Here is a 15,544-nt window from a genome sequence, read left to right as displayed (position 1 = left end):
ACATAACAAAAAGAATGACTGTTACTAAAGTTTACTCTCTTTAGAACAGTCATTCCATAAGCTTATTCTGTAAGCTTGTCTCTTAATACCATTGGCAAGATGCCACCATGACGATAATAATCAATTTCGACCTCGCTATCAAAACGCGCAATTGCTTCAAATTTTGTTACTGTTCCATCTTCAGCTGTAGCTGTTACTACAACGGTCTGGTTAGGCGTTACCGATTCATCAATAGCAACTTCAATCGTTTCACGACCAGTTAAATCTAGAGAATCAGCACTTTCACCCTCTTTAAATTGTAAAGGAAGAACACCCATCATAACGAGATTGCTACGATGAATACGCTCATAGCTTTGTGCAATAACGGTTTTGATTCCAAGTAAGTTAGTGCCTTTAGCTGCCCAGTCACGCGAGCTGCCCATTCCGTAATCATTACCTGCTAGAACAACAAGTCCAGTTCCTTCTTCCTGATATTTCATTGCCGCATCATAAATTGGCATCACTTCTTCATTTGGCCAATACGTCGTATAGCCTCCTTCTGTACCTGGAGCTAATCGGTTTTTAATTCGAATGTTGGCAAACGTACCTCGCATCATGACCTCATGGTTACCACGACGAGAACCGTAAGAATTAAAATGGCGTGGGGTAACACCTTTTTCCTGTAAATATTGTCCAGCCGGCATATCCTTCGCAATTGCTCCTGCTGGTGAAATATGATCTGTCGTTACCGAGTCACCGAATTTACCAATCACACGCAAACCAGTTAATGGTTTAACTGTCTCTGGATCCTTCGATAAGTTTTCAAAGAATGGTGGATTTTGGATATAGGTTGATTGGTCATTCCATTCATAAAGTGGGTCATCTGTTGTTTCAATTGCATTCCATTTTTCATTAGATGAGAAAATGTTCTCATATTCTTTCTTGAAAATTTCAGGTGTAACTACTCGACTTACCTCATCTCTAATTTCTGCAAGTGATGGCCAAATATCATCAAAATAAACAGCAGCACCTGTCTTATCATGACCAAGCGGTTCTTTTGTCAAATCAATATCAACAGTACCCGCTAGTGCATAAGCAACGACTAATGGCGGAGACGCCAAATAATTTGCTTTCACAAGTGGGTGAATTCGCCCCTCAAAGTTCCGATTACCGGACAACACAGATGCAACGGTTAAATCATATTCAATAATGGCGTCTTCTACCTCTTTAGCTAATGGCCCTGAATTTCCAATACATGTTGTACAGCCATAACCTACTAAGTTAAAGCCTAGCTTTTCTAGATAAGGCATTAGTCCCGCATCTTCAAGATAGCGTGTTACAACCTTCGAACCTGGAGCTAGCGATGTTTTGACAAAGCTTGGCACCGTTAATCCTCTATTGACTGCGTTTTTTGCAAGCAATCCTGCTCCTAACATAACGTATGGATTTGAAGTGTTCGTACAAGAAGTAATGGCTGCTATTGCAAGTGAGCCTGTCTTCATCGTCGAAGTAGTTCCTTCCGGATGCTTGACAGTCGCTTCTTTATTAAACTCTGAGTCGTCTAGTCCAAATCCTTGGTTACCTGCTGGAGCTGTTATCGCCTTGTTAAAGGCAGACTTCATTTCTGAAAGTAAAATAAGATCCTGAGGACGTTTTGGTCCTGATAAACTTGGTTCTAGCTCTGATAGATTAATTTCAACCAGTTCAGTAAAGTCTGGATCAGGCTGTGTTGAATCATACCAAAGACTATTTTCTTTACAATACTTCTCTACTAAAGCAATATGCTGTTCGCTTCTCCCAGTTAAACGTAAATAGTTTAATGCTTCCTCATCAATTGGGAAGAATCCACAAGTCGCTCCGTATTCAGGTGCCATATTTGAAATCGTTGCTCGATCAGCAAGTGGCATTTCTTTAAGACCAGGACCAAAGTATTCAACAAACTTGCCAACTACTTTTTTCTCTCGAAGTACCTGTGTCACTTTAAGAGCAAGGTCAGTAGCTGTAATACCATTAGGCATACTTCCTGTGAACTTCACACCAATAACATCAGGTGCTGGGAAATATGAAGGCTGTCCAAGCATACCTGCTTCAGCCTCAATCCCCCCAACGCCCCAGCCTAGTACACCTAAGCCATTAATCATGGTAGTATGGGAATCGGTCCCTACTAAAGTATCAGGAAAAACCTCTAGTTCTCCTTGATTATTTTCTACTTGATGGACCACACTAGCTAAATATTCAAGGTTAACTTGATGGACAATACCTGTAGCTGGTGGTACAGCACGATAATTATCGAAGGCTTTTTGTGCCCAGTTTAAAAATTGATAACGTTCAGCGTTTCGTTCAAACTCAAGCTCCATATTAGCTAACAAGGCATTGTTTGAACCAAATTCATCTACCTGTACAGAATGATCAATAACGAGGTCAACAGGAACTTCAGGATTAATTTGGTCAGCTTTTCCACCCATATCAACCATTGCTTTTCTCAAAGAGGCTAAATCAACAACTGCTGGTACTCCGGTAAAGTCTTGCAAAATAACCCGAGATGGCTTAAAGGGTACATCTGTTTTAGTTGTTTTACCCCAACTAGCTAAGCCATCAACATGTTCATCTTTTATGACACGCCCATCATACTGTCGTAATAATGATTCAAGTAGTACACGAATTGAAAAAGGAAGACGATCAATCTTACCTTTACCTGCTTCTTCTAAAGCTTTTAATTGATAATAATGATACGTTTGACCATTAAGTTCAAATGACTTTTTTGTTTTTACTGCCATATTCATACCCCCTGCTATGAAAATCTCATCATGCTTTCATCGTCTCTCAATAAAAGTCACGTGTATGTACTTTACTATTTTAAAGTAATTAGGTCAATATGTAAAATAGTTAAATTAGATAGCTTGTTTAGTAGTTACGTAGAAAAACATAGCCAACGATCAAAAGAACGTTTAACTATGTTTAGAAAGGGTCATTAAGATTGATATTGTCAGGAGAAAAAAAGGGCAAGCGGACTTCAAATGTAGTACCTTTCTTTTCATTTGGAATAATTTTAAAAAGACCATTATGGTTATCAATAATACGTGTGGTAATCATTAAGCCAAGTCCTGTTCCGTCTTTCTTAGTTGTAAAAAATGGCTCTTTAACTTTATGAATAAGATGGGGTGGTATTCCTGGCCCCTCATCAATAACTGAAATAACACAAAGCTCGTTTCGTCTTTCGACTTTGGTGGTAATGGTACCCGCATCTGACATTGCCTCAATAGCGTTTTTTATTAAATTAATAAACACTTGTTTCATTTGCGTCCGATCACAGTATACAACAAAATCTTCTTCACAAATCAAGTTTAGGTGAATGTCATAATACTTTGCCTGTGTATTCAGCAAGACCATAACATCTTCAATCATAGGTTTTAACCATTGATATGTTTGATGGTGCGTTAACGGTTTCGAAATGAATAAGAGTTCAGCTGATATCGTTTCAATTTTATCAATTTCTTCTGTTATGATTTTAAAATATTCTTCCTTCCGCTCAACTCCAGCTTGAAGTAAATCAATAAAGCCTTTTAAAGATGTGAGAGGGTTACGAATTTCGTGAACGACACCTGCTGCAAGCTGACCTGCAACTGACATTTTTTCAGAGCGAATCAGCATTTCTTCAGCCTCTTTTTTATCACTAATATTTTTGATCAGTACAAGGTAAATTGGAAATTTACGATCCTTGATAAAAATTGCCTTTATCACAACATCTACCCAGACATTCTTTCCAGTTGTACTTCTTAATTGGATTGTAAAGCGCTGACGATAAGGTGTGTCAAATTGAAATGTCTCAACAAATGCTTTTCTAGATCGCTTTGGTATGTAACGAATTGATAATTGACCAACGATATCTTCTCTTTGATAACCGAGTACTTTCTCTATTGATGTAGAGGTATAGAGTACACGACCTCTATGATTACATACGGCTACGAAATCAAAGCCATGATGTTCGATCCAATCAACAATCTCTTCAGGCAAATTCGCTAGATTGAAGCGAGTAGGTGTGGTATCAAGCGAAAAACGAATTTGGTCTTGTTTTACGTGATAATATTCTATTTTTCGTTGAGAATACACAAACATGCTCCTCTCCATTCGATATAGACTACCATTACTTTACAATTATAACATATCTATAATAAATGTATGTAATGAAATTGTTATTTATGTGAGATTTTTATGATATTTTTGAATATTTTTTTAGATTAACAACAATAGATGGCAAAGTTCATAGATTATAGTAATAAATCCCTTGTCACCTATTGGGTGCAAGGGATCTACTAGTGGCAATGTATTAAGAGACTTTCGTCTTTAATTATTTAATCTGACTTTGATTGTTCATTGCACGCATCATTTGATTAATTTTCTTTTGCGATGGCTTTTGGCCCATTTGCATCATTAATGTTCTAAGCATTTGTTCGTTAATTGGCGGGTTCTTTTTCAAGTAATTCATCATATACTTTCTTGCGATGAAAAAACCTAATGCCGCACCAGCTAAAATAGCAATAATGGTAATTAAAATCACCCAGCCGATACCTAGTGTCATGTCTAGCCTTCCTCCTTCAAATCATCTCTCATATAGTATATTAAACATTATCATATATTACAATAGTGTCTAATAAAAACTCAATTTGTCTGTTAATGGCTAAGAATAATTTGCGGGCTAGTTAATCATTTTAATCTAACTTTATTCAGCAGAAGTTTCACTTCGATAAAATCCGGGCACAAATATACCAAGGTGCATATGATTTCCAAATTAAAACTACTACAATGCTTCCAGTCTTTGATAGTGATAGCATTGTAACTGTTTTTTTTCTCGATTAAATACTTGCCATTCTTTTCGTGAGTTTAAGGGCGTCAACCAACCATAATCCTGATTAGTGAGGTCCAAAATGAAGCAAGGTCGATGCCGGTCCTCTAAATGCTGTAATAGATGATAGTCGTTTAATAGTGACTCATTACGATAAATCGTTAGCATTCTTTCTTTGAAATGAATCGATTGATTATGATTTTGCGGCAACGCTTTTAAAGCGTTTTTATGTATGGCTTGAGTGATAAAATAAAATTGCCTGTTTAAATCTTCACGGTTTGGCTCCCGTAAGTATGAACAAAAAAAGTGCGCCACTAAGTCCGTCTTAAAAAAATAATCTTGGTATACATCGTCTTTTACGAAGAAAATATAGTAACAATGCATTGGACAACCCCCTTTCCAATAGTATAGGAGGTTTACATCGTTATTCCTGTCAAAGACTGAAGTAAAACTTCACAAGTTTTGTCAAATAAGCAAAAAGATTAAATAATAATGATGGTATTGAACAAAATAGATCCTCTCAATGATAATGATCACAATTGATAATGTAAATTCATTATCATGAAACTTTTTGGTTGATATTTAATTTTTATGGATTTAGCCTAAATCACTTGCTTTATTTTTCCCAATTATTATTAGTTAAACATAAAAATTTCAAAAAGTATAATTTTTTTTCATCGAGTTTAGATAATTAAAAATCGAAAAGAACACTTTTTGAAAGGGCTAAAGTAGTTGGTAAAGTCAATGCGGACCTGGGTATTTTCCAGCAAGAAATTGAACCATTAATGAGCGACCGTGACTATTCTTGATGGATAAATCTTCCTCCCCCACTGAACGTTAGTTGAACCAATCGGTCCGTTACTGGCTGTTGGATCTCTCCCACTTAGACATGACATGTTCCCTTATTTCTTGAACTGCGAAGCTTACAAAGGCCTTCGATGGGGCGAGTAATCGCAACCCCAGCGAGTTACACTGCAATAAAGAACTGCACCTCAAACGTTTAGCGGTAACCCCGTTACTAACAGTTGAGTGTGCAGTTCATACTTTCTAATATTGTTTTTTACATGTTCGTTGTAGATTGATGCTTATCGTGCTAAGGGTTGTGTTATTTAACTAAAGCCTCAAAACGGGCTACAACATTTTCTACCGTAAAGCCATATTCTGTAACGACTTGATTTCCCTCGCCTGAAGCACCGAATCGATCGATAGCAAGAATATCTCCTTCATCCCCTGCATAACGGTCCCAGCCTAATGAGGCTCCCATTTCGATCGCTAGACGTTTTTTAACCGATTTTGGTAAAACTGAGTTTTTGTAATCTTGATCTTGCTGCTCAAATCGATCCCACGCCGGCATACTAACGACACTTACATCATAACCTTTAACTTTTAATGCTGCCTGAGCTTTTACAGCTAATTGCACTTCTGAGCCAGCAGCGATTAAAATACCATCTGGCGTTTCATTTGTAGCTGGACTAACTACATAACCACCTTTTTTCACGCCGTCATAATTTGTACCTTCTAAAGTCGGTAATCCTTGACGAGTTAAAACTAATAATGTTGGTGTATCTGTTGATTCCATAGCTAATCTCCATGCTGCCTTAGCTTCGTTTCCATCAGCTGGACGAATTAACGAAATACCAGGCATAGCGCGAAATGCTGCTAATTGCTCAACAGGCTCATGTGTTGGGCCATCCTCACCTACTGCAATAGAATCATGTGTTAACACGTAAGTTACTGGTAACTTTTGAATTGCAGAAAGACGAACGGCTGGTCGCAAGTAGTCACTAAACACAAAGAACGTACCACCATAAACTTTCAAACCACCATGAAGGGCCATACCATTTAAAGCAGCTGCCATTCCAAATTCGCGTACTCCGAACCAAATATTACGTCCTGCATAATTAGTTCGACCAAAATCTTCTTCCTCATTCATCCGTGTATTATTTGAGCCTGCTAGGTCGGCACTACCTCCAAATAAGCTAGGGACAGACTTAGATAGCGCATTAACAACCTTTCCTGAGGAAGCACGAGTGGCTAATGTATCCTCTCCAGGCGTAAACGTAGGTAATTTTTCTTCCCAGCCTTTTGGTAATTCACCTTTAATCGCCTGTTCTAATTCAGCCGCTAACTCTGGATAAGCTTTTTTGTAGTCTGCAAACACTTCATTCCATTCTTGTTCAGCTGCTTGACCACGCTTGACTACTTTTTCTTCAAAATCAGCGTAAACTTCGTCAGGTACAAAGAATGGCTCATGAGCCCAATCATATGCTTCTTTCGTTAAAACAATTTCATCGTCACCTAAAGGAGCACCATGTGAAGCATTTGATCCTGCTTTATTAGGTGATCCGTAGCCAATAATTGTTTTGATTTCAATAAGTGTCGGTTGCTCTAGATTAGCCTTAGCCTCTTTGATCGCTGCACTAATTGCCGAAACATCGTTACCATCCTCAACACGCAAAACTTGCCAACCATAAGAATTAAAACGTTGTTCAACTGATTCTGAGAATGATTTATTTAAATCTCCATCAAGTGAAATATCATTTGAATCGTATAATGCGATCAGTTTACCTAATCCGAGGTGACCAGCTAAAGAAGCTGCTTCATGTGAAACCCCTTCCATTAAATCACCATCACTGACTAAAGCATAGCTATAATGATCTACTACATTAAATCCATCACGATTATACTTGGCAGCAAGATGTGCTTCAGCCATTGCCATACCGACAGTCATCGCAATACCTTGTCCTAAAGGACCAGTCGTTGCTTCAACACCATCTGTATCAGTTACTTCGGGGTGACCAGGGGTGTGAGAACCTAATTGCCGGAAGTTTTTTAAATCTTCAATCGAAAGATTATAGCCTGCTAAATGCAACAAAGAATAGAGCAGCATAGAACCATGTCCAGCAGAAAGGACAAATCGATCTCTATTAAACCAACTTGAGTGTTTAGGATTTTGATTCATAAACTCGGTCCAAAGTGTATAGGCCATTGGCGCAGCCCCCATTGGTAACCCAGGATGTCCTGAATTAGCCTTCTGAATTGCATCAATGGACAATGTTCGAATTGTATTAATCGACTTTAGCTGTATTTGATTTGCCATTTAAATAATCCCCTTTCAAATTTATTGCAAATATGTACGTACATTTATAATCCTATAATGAAATAGAAGAATAAACAAGAGTTATTTTGTACATATCTTTAATTATCTTTACTTTCCTGCTTTAAATTCTTTACTTTTTGGGGGGTAACATCCTCACCATTTGGATCAATAATTTTCATTCCTTTGAACTGATTTTTAAAAGAACTACGAACATTTTTCAAATACTCTGCTCTTAATTGCTCTTGTTCTTGTTTTTCACTTACTGTTAATCCTTCATTTTTTGCTTTTTTTGCTAATTGATTAATACGATTAAGTTTATCTTTAGATAGCATAACATTACTCCTTATTATCGTTAAAAGTTTTAAGTCTATTCTATCGAATATCCTTTCTCTTGTGCAAGAGTAAGGTATTCTCGATAGCGCCGATGGACCGTAGCCTTGGAAACATCAAATCCCAATTTAGTTAAAGCATTTGCTATTTCTCGAAAAGTCATGCCTTTTTCTTGCTTTAAATAGACAACTTGGTCGATTGGGAACTCCTTTCTTTCCCGTCCGTTAGCCAGGTGTTTATTTTTTAAATTATGGGCTGGGTTATAGCCATTAGCTACAGCTCGCTTCATACCTCTCCGTATTTTTATATTATGTATTTTTCGCTGATAGTCCTCCACAACACTAACAATCTTTAGGACCATTTCATCTGATTCTGAAAGTCTTAACTCTCCATTATCAATAATGGAGAGAATTTGAATTCCCCTTTTTGTGAATTGATGGTAAAGTGCCAGTTTGGTATGCCCTCTGCCTAGTCTTGTTTCATCTTGAATCAGTAAACAATCAGCAAGTCCCTGTTCACATTGCTCTAAGGCAGTCAAAATACCGTCTCGGTCAATTTCATAACCACTTGCTTGTTCCTTAATAATGTTAATGATCGTCATGCCTTGTTTCGCTGCCAACCTCGTTAGCTCTTCTGCCTGACGATTTAATGAAGTTTCTTGTGCTTCCTTTGTTGTGCTTACCCGACAATAAATAATGGCTTTCATTTCTGATTCCCTTTCGTGGTAAGAGTTAATAGAACGAATGTTTGTTTCTAGCATAGCATGTTCTAAACAGACGTCAAGCTAAAAGACGAACTAATGTTTGTTTACAACGTATGTTCGTGTTATAATAGATATTATTAAAGCTCGGAGGTGTAAGAAATGCATGCTTTGTCGAAACGACAAGAAGCGATCTTAAATTATATTAAAGAACAAGTAGCATTAAAAGGGTACCCGCCTTCTGTTCGTGAAATTGGTGAGGCAGTTGGATTAGCATCAAGCTCAACTGTTCACGGACATCTGGCACGACTTGAAAAGAAAGGTTATATTAGACGAGACCCAACCAAGCCTCGTGCGATTGAAATTATTGACCTAGAGCACCATGATAGTTTACCTAAAGGAGAAGTTACATATACCCCTGTAATAGGTAAAGTAACAGCTGGTTTACCTATTACAGCAGTAGAGAATATTGAAGAATATATTCCACTACCGCCTCATATAAGCACCTCAAATACCTCGACATTTGCGCTTGTTGTTCAAGGTGAAAGTATGATCGAAGCAGGTATTTTTGATGGTGACATGGTGATTGTAAAACAACAAAACACCGCAGAAAATGGAGACATTGTCGTAGCCATGACTGAAGATGATGAAGCAACTGTCAAGCGCTTTTTCAAAGAAAAGGATCATATTAGACTACAACCCGAAAATGCTAGTATGGAGCCTTTACACTATCCTAATGTTTCAATACTAGGGAAGGTTATTGGTCTTTTCCGTCATATGAATTAGGCCTACATTTGGTTTAATCTTAAGTTTAAAAACGAGAAAAAGTCATCGTTACTGCTTAGATTGTTGCACTTACTATTTTATTCACTAAATAGTACCATGGCAATCACTCTTCTTAGTATACGTCTGAGCCTAATAGGCTAAGCTTTAGTTATTTAGTACAAACCAAATTGTATACTCATCATAATTTAGAGAGGTTACCAATTAAGGAAACGGGAACATGTGTTATAAAGCTCACGTTTCTGTAACTGGTAACCTCTATTAAGGTGTAAAAGTGAAACTTCTTCAGCGGGGGTTTCGAAGCATAGGATGTGCCCGTGCAGACGTTGCGAACTTAGTCAGCTTCATCTCCCACACCGAACGTTAGTTGAACCCATCAGGTCGTTACTGGCTATTGGATCTCCCTTTAGACATGACGTGTTCCCTTATTTCTTGAAGTGGAGTCTTACAAAAGCCCTTCGATGGGGCGAGTAATCGCAGCCCCAGCCAGTTACACGGCGATAAAACAAACCTATTGTCTGCCTTTTTTCGTTCTATTAAAAAGTAAGATCAACTTGTTCATCGGCTTACAAGTCGTGATCTATTTGCTTGATGATTAACTATCGTAGTGAGAATTCTCCCCCACTGTGAAAATAATCCGATCGATAACTAGTAGTTATGCTAGGTTTCTTAGGAATATCCCACTTTATTCAACAAATATAATGGAGTGATAACCACTTTATTCAATTGAAAATGGTTATTTCCCCGGCAAGCGCAATAAATTGCAAAAGTTTACATTAGACTACAACAATAAAGCCATCAAACCCATCGTTTTTCAATGCTTTTAGTCGATTTTCAGCATTAGATCTTTGATTAAAAGCACCCGCAACAACACGAAAATACGTTTGGTTCTGTTCTCGATATGGCAACACATAACTATCATAGCCTTTATTTTGTAAGGCATTAATTTGTTCGCGGGCATTTCGTTCATGAATAAATGATCCTGCAACTACTCGATAAAGGGTCTGGCCATTTTGAGTAGGCGGAGCTGTATTTGTCTTCAAATGAAAAGCTTCTGCAATGCCAATTGCATGAGCTTCTGCTACTTGATCAATCCAATTAGATTTTCGCATAGAACGTGCTTCCTCTTGATGGTCAATAAAACCATTTTCTGTAAGGATGGCTGGCATAGTAGTTTCTCTTAGCACATGGAAATTTGCTTCTTTTTGACCACGATCACGCCAATCTGTTTGCCTTATTATCGCTTGATGAATGGTAGATCTAAGCTGCTGTGTTCGCGATTTATTCGTGAATTGCCTATTCCAAATATAGCTTTCAAATCCAACTCCTCCCCCGGCATTAATATGGATAGACAAATAGAAGTCTGCTCCCCACTGATTGGCCATACGTGTTCGTTCTGATAACGCAATCGATTGATCTGATGTTCGTGACATACGAATGGAGATATCTTGATAGTGACTGGTTAAATAATCTCTCAAAGCAATAGCAATAGATAAAGTAAGATTTTTTTCCTGCAATCCATTGGCTACAGCACCTGGGTCACTCCCGCCGTGTCCCGGATCTATAAACAGTTTAACCATTTCAAATTTCCTCCCTTCTTCTTTTATTCATACGTATTAAAGGTAAATTGGTTTGGACGAAACACTTTAAAATAAAGTGAAACTTCGTACAGTGGGTTTCGACGCATAGGATGTGCGAGTGAAGACGTCGCGAACTGAGTCAGCTTCCTCTCTCCCCCACTGAACGTTAGTTGAACCAATCGGGCCCTTACTGGCTGTTGGATCTTCCACTTAGAATTGACCTTTCCAATATTTCTTGAAATGGGGTCTTACAAAAGCCCATCGATGGGGTGAGTAATCGCAGCCCCAGCCAGTTACACTGCGATAAAGATAAAGCCTCCGGTGGATGCCACGGATTTTCAACGGAAGTTTATCGAATGAAGCTCGATAAAAACTGGCCGTAAATACTGCCAAGGCACATTTAATTCTTATACTCTTATAATCGGAACTGACTTTAAAAATGAGCTTATTAAAAAAAATACTTCAATTTTTTTATTTAATCCAGCTATGTTTACCTTAATTTTATGTATATGTAAGTAGATCTCATGTTCAACACTTCTCATCTAAGTCGAAAATTAATTTACTCGACTCATTTAATTTTGTTAATTTTATGTAAAAAAGGCTCGCTTATCATGATACATTGATCTAATATATCATTGACAAATAAGTCATTAGACCTATTGTGATTAGCCCTTTTATTGAGTGAATTAGACTATTCAATCAATATACCAGTAGTTAATAACTAATAAAAATTAACTTGACACTTGTAAAAGGCTATGAATATACTAAATTAGTTAACAGGTATGCCTATAATAAAGGAAGGGCTAAACAAATGAAATCAAGTGTAACCAAAAAAATTACTGCTATTGTTTCAATCATTGTTTTTTTTAGTGTCAGTATGTTAGCAGTTGTAAACTATCGATCGAGTTATCGTGAAGTACTACAAGCTGCTGGGATAGAATTAACAGGATGTGCAAACATAACTACTGGAATTATCGATGCCAGTGCCTTATTTAATCTAGTTAATGGTGATGATTCCTATTTGGATCAAATTGAACAGGAAATCGAGTGGACCATTAACCACAAGCCAATCTTTGAAACCCACTATATTTTGTCTCTTGATGGTACTGTGCTAGCTGGGGATAGTCACTTTCGCGAACAGGGCTTTCAAGCTGGTGATCAATTTAAGATTAGTGAGGAAGCGATTGAACATGTAATGATGGGTCATACTTTCTATACCGATGTTTATGAGTTTGGTGGAATGGAGCGTGTAACAGGCTATGCACCAATCTTCAGAGACCACGACCCTCAAAATGAAGTCATCGCTATCAATACAATCGACTTTGAAGGATCGATTATTCCAACAAGAACTTGGGAAATGGCAAAACCAACACTTTTAATTGGTTTGTTTATACCATTTATTGCAGCAGCAATAACATTTTTTATTGTCCGACGTATTACTAAACCAATTCAACCAATTATTGAACATGTCAATCAAGTTGCTGATGGTGAACTTAATATTAGCAAGCTTAATATCCAAACAAAGGACGAGCTGGGCCAACTTTCAAATGATGTTAATAAAATGGCAGCTTCTCTCCGAACGGTTATTCAAGGTGTAGCGAGTACATCTGAGCAAATTGCAGCAACATCTGAACAGCTCTATGCAAGTGCAGAAGATACCAATTCATCTACTGATACAGTCCATCGTGCGATTAATGAGGTAGCTATTGGAGCAGAGAAGCAATCACAATCTACACAGCAGGCAAACCAAAATTTAAATACAATGGCTGAGCGCATTAATCAAATGTCAAATCAAGTTGATCAAGCAACTTCTGCTTCAAATCATGCTGACCACGTCTCACAGCAAGGTCGCCAAGTGGTTGAACAAACGATGGATCAAATGAGTCACATCAAAGAAAATACACTTCAGATTAATTCTATTACTTCTGAACTAAACGAAAAAGCTAAAAAGATCGATTATATTATCACCATGATTACAAATATTTCAGAACAAACCAACCTACTTGCTTTAAATGCATCTATTGAGGCAGCAAGAGCTGGTGAGCATGGTAAAGGTTTCTCTGTTGTAGCAAATGAAGTAAGAAAATTAGCCGAACAAACTAAAGAAGCGACAGACCAAGTGGCTACGCTTGTGTCTGAAATCCAAATTCAAGCGTCGCAATCCGTTACTCAGGTTAGCCAAGGTCAGGTTTCAGTTGAACAAGGATTTGACTTAATTAAGAGGACAAACGAATCTTTTGTCACTATTTCAACGTCCACTGCAGAAGTGGCAAGCAAACTTAATCAACTGACTAAAGATATCACAATCTTTAAGCAACAAATGCGCGAGCTTGTTGAGCAGGTAAACGAGATAACTAATATAGCCACACTATCGGCTACTAATATTGACCAAATTGCTACGACTGGTGATGAGCAGAAAGAAATGATGCAGGATGTCTTTGAAGCTTCAAAGGAGCTAGCTACAATTGCAGAGCAACTACAAAGCACGATTGAACAATTTAATTATTAGATCATGTTGTGATCAACTCAAAAAAATATTGTTATCCTAGCCATTATCATGTAATATTTTTAATGAATTATTTTCAGATAAAAATATGGGGGGTTAGATTATGACAGAAAAAGAAAAAAAACCATTCTTTAAAAAATGGTGGTTTTGGGTCATTATTGCAGTTGTTATTATAGGTGGAGCTTTATCTGGTCAAGAAGATGAAGAGAATGACAAGAAACAAGATGACAAAATTGAAGTTGCAGACAATGATGCAAACGAAGCAGAATCTAAAAACAATGAAAATGATAAAGATAGTGAAGAAAGTGATGCTGATGAACCCGAAAACAATATCGAACAGATTACGATTGAAGCTGGTATGCACGAAGTAGGAAAAGATATTGAGCCAGGTCTTTATAAAAGTGAAGGAACCGTTAGCTATTGGGCTCGGTTATCAGGTTTTAGTGGTGAGTTAGATGATATTATTGCGAACGGAAATCCGATGTCCGATTCCCATGTTGTAGAGATCGTTGAAGGTGATGTTGCCTTTGAATCAAGCGGATCTGGTGAATGGTTCTTAATTGATGACAACTATAATCCAGAACCTGCAACTGAATTTGAAGATGGTATTTTTATTGTCGGTGTTGATATTGAGCCAGGTCGCTATCGTAGTGAAGGTAGTGAATTATTTGGCTATTGGGCAAGACTATCCGGATTTAGTGGTCAATTAGATGATGTTATTGCAAATGATACACCGGACGGCTCCACTATTGTTGAAATTTCTGAATCAGATATAGGCTTTCAATCATCTGGAAACGGCGTTTGGACAAAAGTAGAATAATAACCATAAAGAACCAGATCGATATTGATCTGGTTCTTTAATTATCCCATATGATTTTTTATTTCAGCATCTGCTCTTAACGCTTCAACTAAAGTCATGATCGTTTCAGATTCTACTTGATAATGCAACTCTTGCTCTAGGTCTGATTGTACTTCCTCAAAAGTTGGTATCTCTTCGTCTATTTCTAATTCTTCATACTGGGTAACAAGTTCATCATATAAGCGTTCTAGCTCATCCTGAGTTGGTTCAAAATCCCCTACCTCATCATCAATTAATTGATCTAATTTGAGTTGTAATTCAATTTGATTAAGTATTTCTTGCTCAGAAGTACCTTGTTCTTCAAAAACAGCAAATAACTCTTCTCTAGACTCTAAACCATTTAGCTCAACAATTTCTTCAATTAACGTATTTACATCGTCTTCAGTTACCTCAAAACCACGGCGATCGGCCTCTTGACGCAACAACTCTTGATTAATCATACTTTCAACAAGCTCAGCTTTGAGTTGATCTTGATCCAATTGTTGACCCGTCATCTGAGCCTGCATAGCTAATTGTTCAAACTGACTAATATAAGTCAGTTCAAAATCTGCTTTAGTAATCCCTTCATTATTGACCTCCGCTACTAGATCCGGTACGTCATCTAATTCAGGCTCAGGCATTTGAAGCTGGTCTTCACCACTTGGTGCAGGCTCAGACTGATCTGCATCTCCACCTCCACACGCAACCAGCACCGTGGCTAGAAAGACAAGGATAATACTTGTGAGCCATTTTTTTATCATCTTACCAAACTCCTCTCAATTCAATTGATGCCTAGTTTAACATAGCTATACATTCATGAAAAGAAATACACATGATAATCCAGACATTTTAATCACTCTGTAATATTACTCAAAATTGAACACT

General features: G+C 37.5%; 12 protein-coding genes. 3 read left to right on the top strand and 9 right to left on the bottom strand.

The features are described from left to right. Nucleotides 1-62: 62 nt before the first annotated feature. The 7 genes from acnA to ASE01S_RS13815 form a co-directional block, all read right to left on the bottom strand. The gene (gene acnA / locus ASE01S_RS13845) at nucleotides 63-2,756 is read right to left on the bottom strand and encodes an aconitate hydratase AcnA (protein WP_157065230.1); all 2,694 of its coding nucleotides are present in this window, start codon (nucleotides 2,754-2,756) and stop codon (nucleotides 63-65) included. Nucleotides 2,757-2,937: 181 nt separating this feature from the next. Continuing rightward, a complete protein-coding gene (locus tag ASE01S_RS13840; RefSeq protein WP_067843663.1) occupies nucleotides 2,938-4,095 on the bottom strand; it encodes an ATP-binding protein in 1,158 nt (385 codons plus the stop codon). 232 nt (nucleotides 4,096-4,327) lie between these two features. Beyond that, entirely contained in the window at nucleotides 4,328-4,558 is a 231-nt protein-coding gene (locus ASE01S_RS13835) for a YneF family protein (RefSeq protein ID WP_067843660.1), read from the bottom strand. 219 nt (nucleotides 4,559-4,777) lie between these two features. Then, on the bottom strand, nucleotides 4,778-5,206 hold the full coding sequence (gene sirA, locus ASE01S_RS13830) for a sporulation inhibitor of replication protein SirA (protein ID WP_067843657.1): 429 nt from the start codon (nucleotides 5,204-5,206) through the stop codon (nucleotides 4,778-4,780). A gap of 721 nt (nucleotides 5,207-5,927) precedes the next feature. Beyond that, entirely contained in the window at nucleotides 5,928-7,922 is a 1,995-nt protein-coding gene (tkt, locus tag ASE01S_RS13825; protein ID WP_067843655.1) for a transketolase, read from the bottom strand. Between the two features lie 98 nt (nucleotides 7,923-8,020). Beyond that, the gene (locus ASE01S_RS13820; protein ID WP_067843648.1) at nucleotides 8,021-8,254 is read right to left on the bottom strand and encodes a DUF896 domain-containing protein; all 234 of its coding nucleotides are present in this window, start codon (nucleotides 8,252-8,254) and stop codon (nucleotides 8,021-8,023) included. A gap of 35 nt (nucleotides 8,255-8,289) precedes the next feature. Beyond that, nucleotides 8,290-8,958 carry a YneB family resolvase-like protein gene (locus tag ASE01S_RS13815; RefSeq protein ID WP_067843646.1) on the bottom strand — a complete coding sequence of 223 codons (669 nt, stop codon included), beginning with the start codon at nucleotides 8,956-8,958 and terminating at the stop codon, nucleotides 8,290-8,292. A gap of 156 nt (nucleotides 8,959-9,114) precedes the next feature. On the opposite strand from ASE01S_RS13815, the gene lexA reads away from it, so the two are divergent. Continuing rightward, nucleotides 9,115-9,738, top strand: a complete 624-nt coding sequence (lexA, locus tag ASE01S_RS13810) for a transcriptional repressor LexA (RefSeq protein ID WP_067843644.1) — start codon at nucleotides 9,115-9,117, stop codon at nucleotides 9,736-9,738. 773 nt (nucleotides 9,739-10,511) lie between these two features. Here the strand turns inward: lexA and ASE01S_RS13805 are convergent. Further along, entirely contained in the window at nucleotides 10,512-11,315 is an 804-nt protein-coding gene (locus ASE01S_RS13805) for an N-acetylmuramoyl-L-alanine amidase (RefSeq protein WP_067843642.1), read from the bottom strand. 811 nt (nucleotides 11,316-12,126) lie between these two features. Between ASE01S_RS13805 and ASE01S_RS13800 the strand changes: the two genes are divergently transcribed. Next, nucleotides 12,127-13,824 carry a methyl-accepting chemotaxis protein gene (locus tag ASE01S_RS13800; RefSeq protein ID WP_067843640.1) on the top strand — a complete coding sequence of 566 codons (1,698 nt, stop codon included), beginning with the start codon at nucleotides 12,127-12,129 and terminating at the stop codon, nucleotides 13,822-13,824. A gap of 100 nt (nucleotides 13,825-13,924) precedes the next feature. After that, nucleotides 13,925-14,641 (top strand): Rv1352/Rv1906c domain-containing protein, encoded by a 717-nt coding sequence (locus ASE01S_RS13795; protein ID WP_067843637.1) that lies wholly within the window; start codon nucleotides 13,925-13,927, stop codon nucleotides 14,639-14,641. A 41-nt stretch (nucleotides 14,642-14,682) separates the two neighbouring features. On the opposite strand, the gene ASE01S_RS13790 is transcribed toward ASE01S_RS13795, so the two are convergent. Continuing rightward, complete coding sequence (locus ASE01S_RS13790) at nucleotides 14,683-15,420, bottom strand: SurA N-terminal domain-containing protein (protein WP_245630389.1); 738 nt, start codon at nucleotides 15,418-15,420, stop codon at nucleotides 14,683-14,685. Nucleotides 15,421-15,544 lie beyond the last annotated feature (124 nt).

The organism is Amphibacillus sediminis NBRC 103570 (assembly GCF_001552275.1).
Taxonomy (GTDB): domain Bacteria; phylum Bacillota; class Bacilli; order Bacillales; family Amphibacillaceae; genus Amphibacillus_B; species Amphibacillus_B sediminis.
The sequence above is the reverse complement of the archived record's forward strand: the minus strand, read 5'-3'. Positions and strand labels throughout refer to the sequence as shown.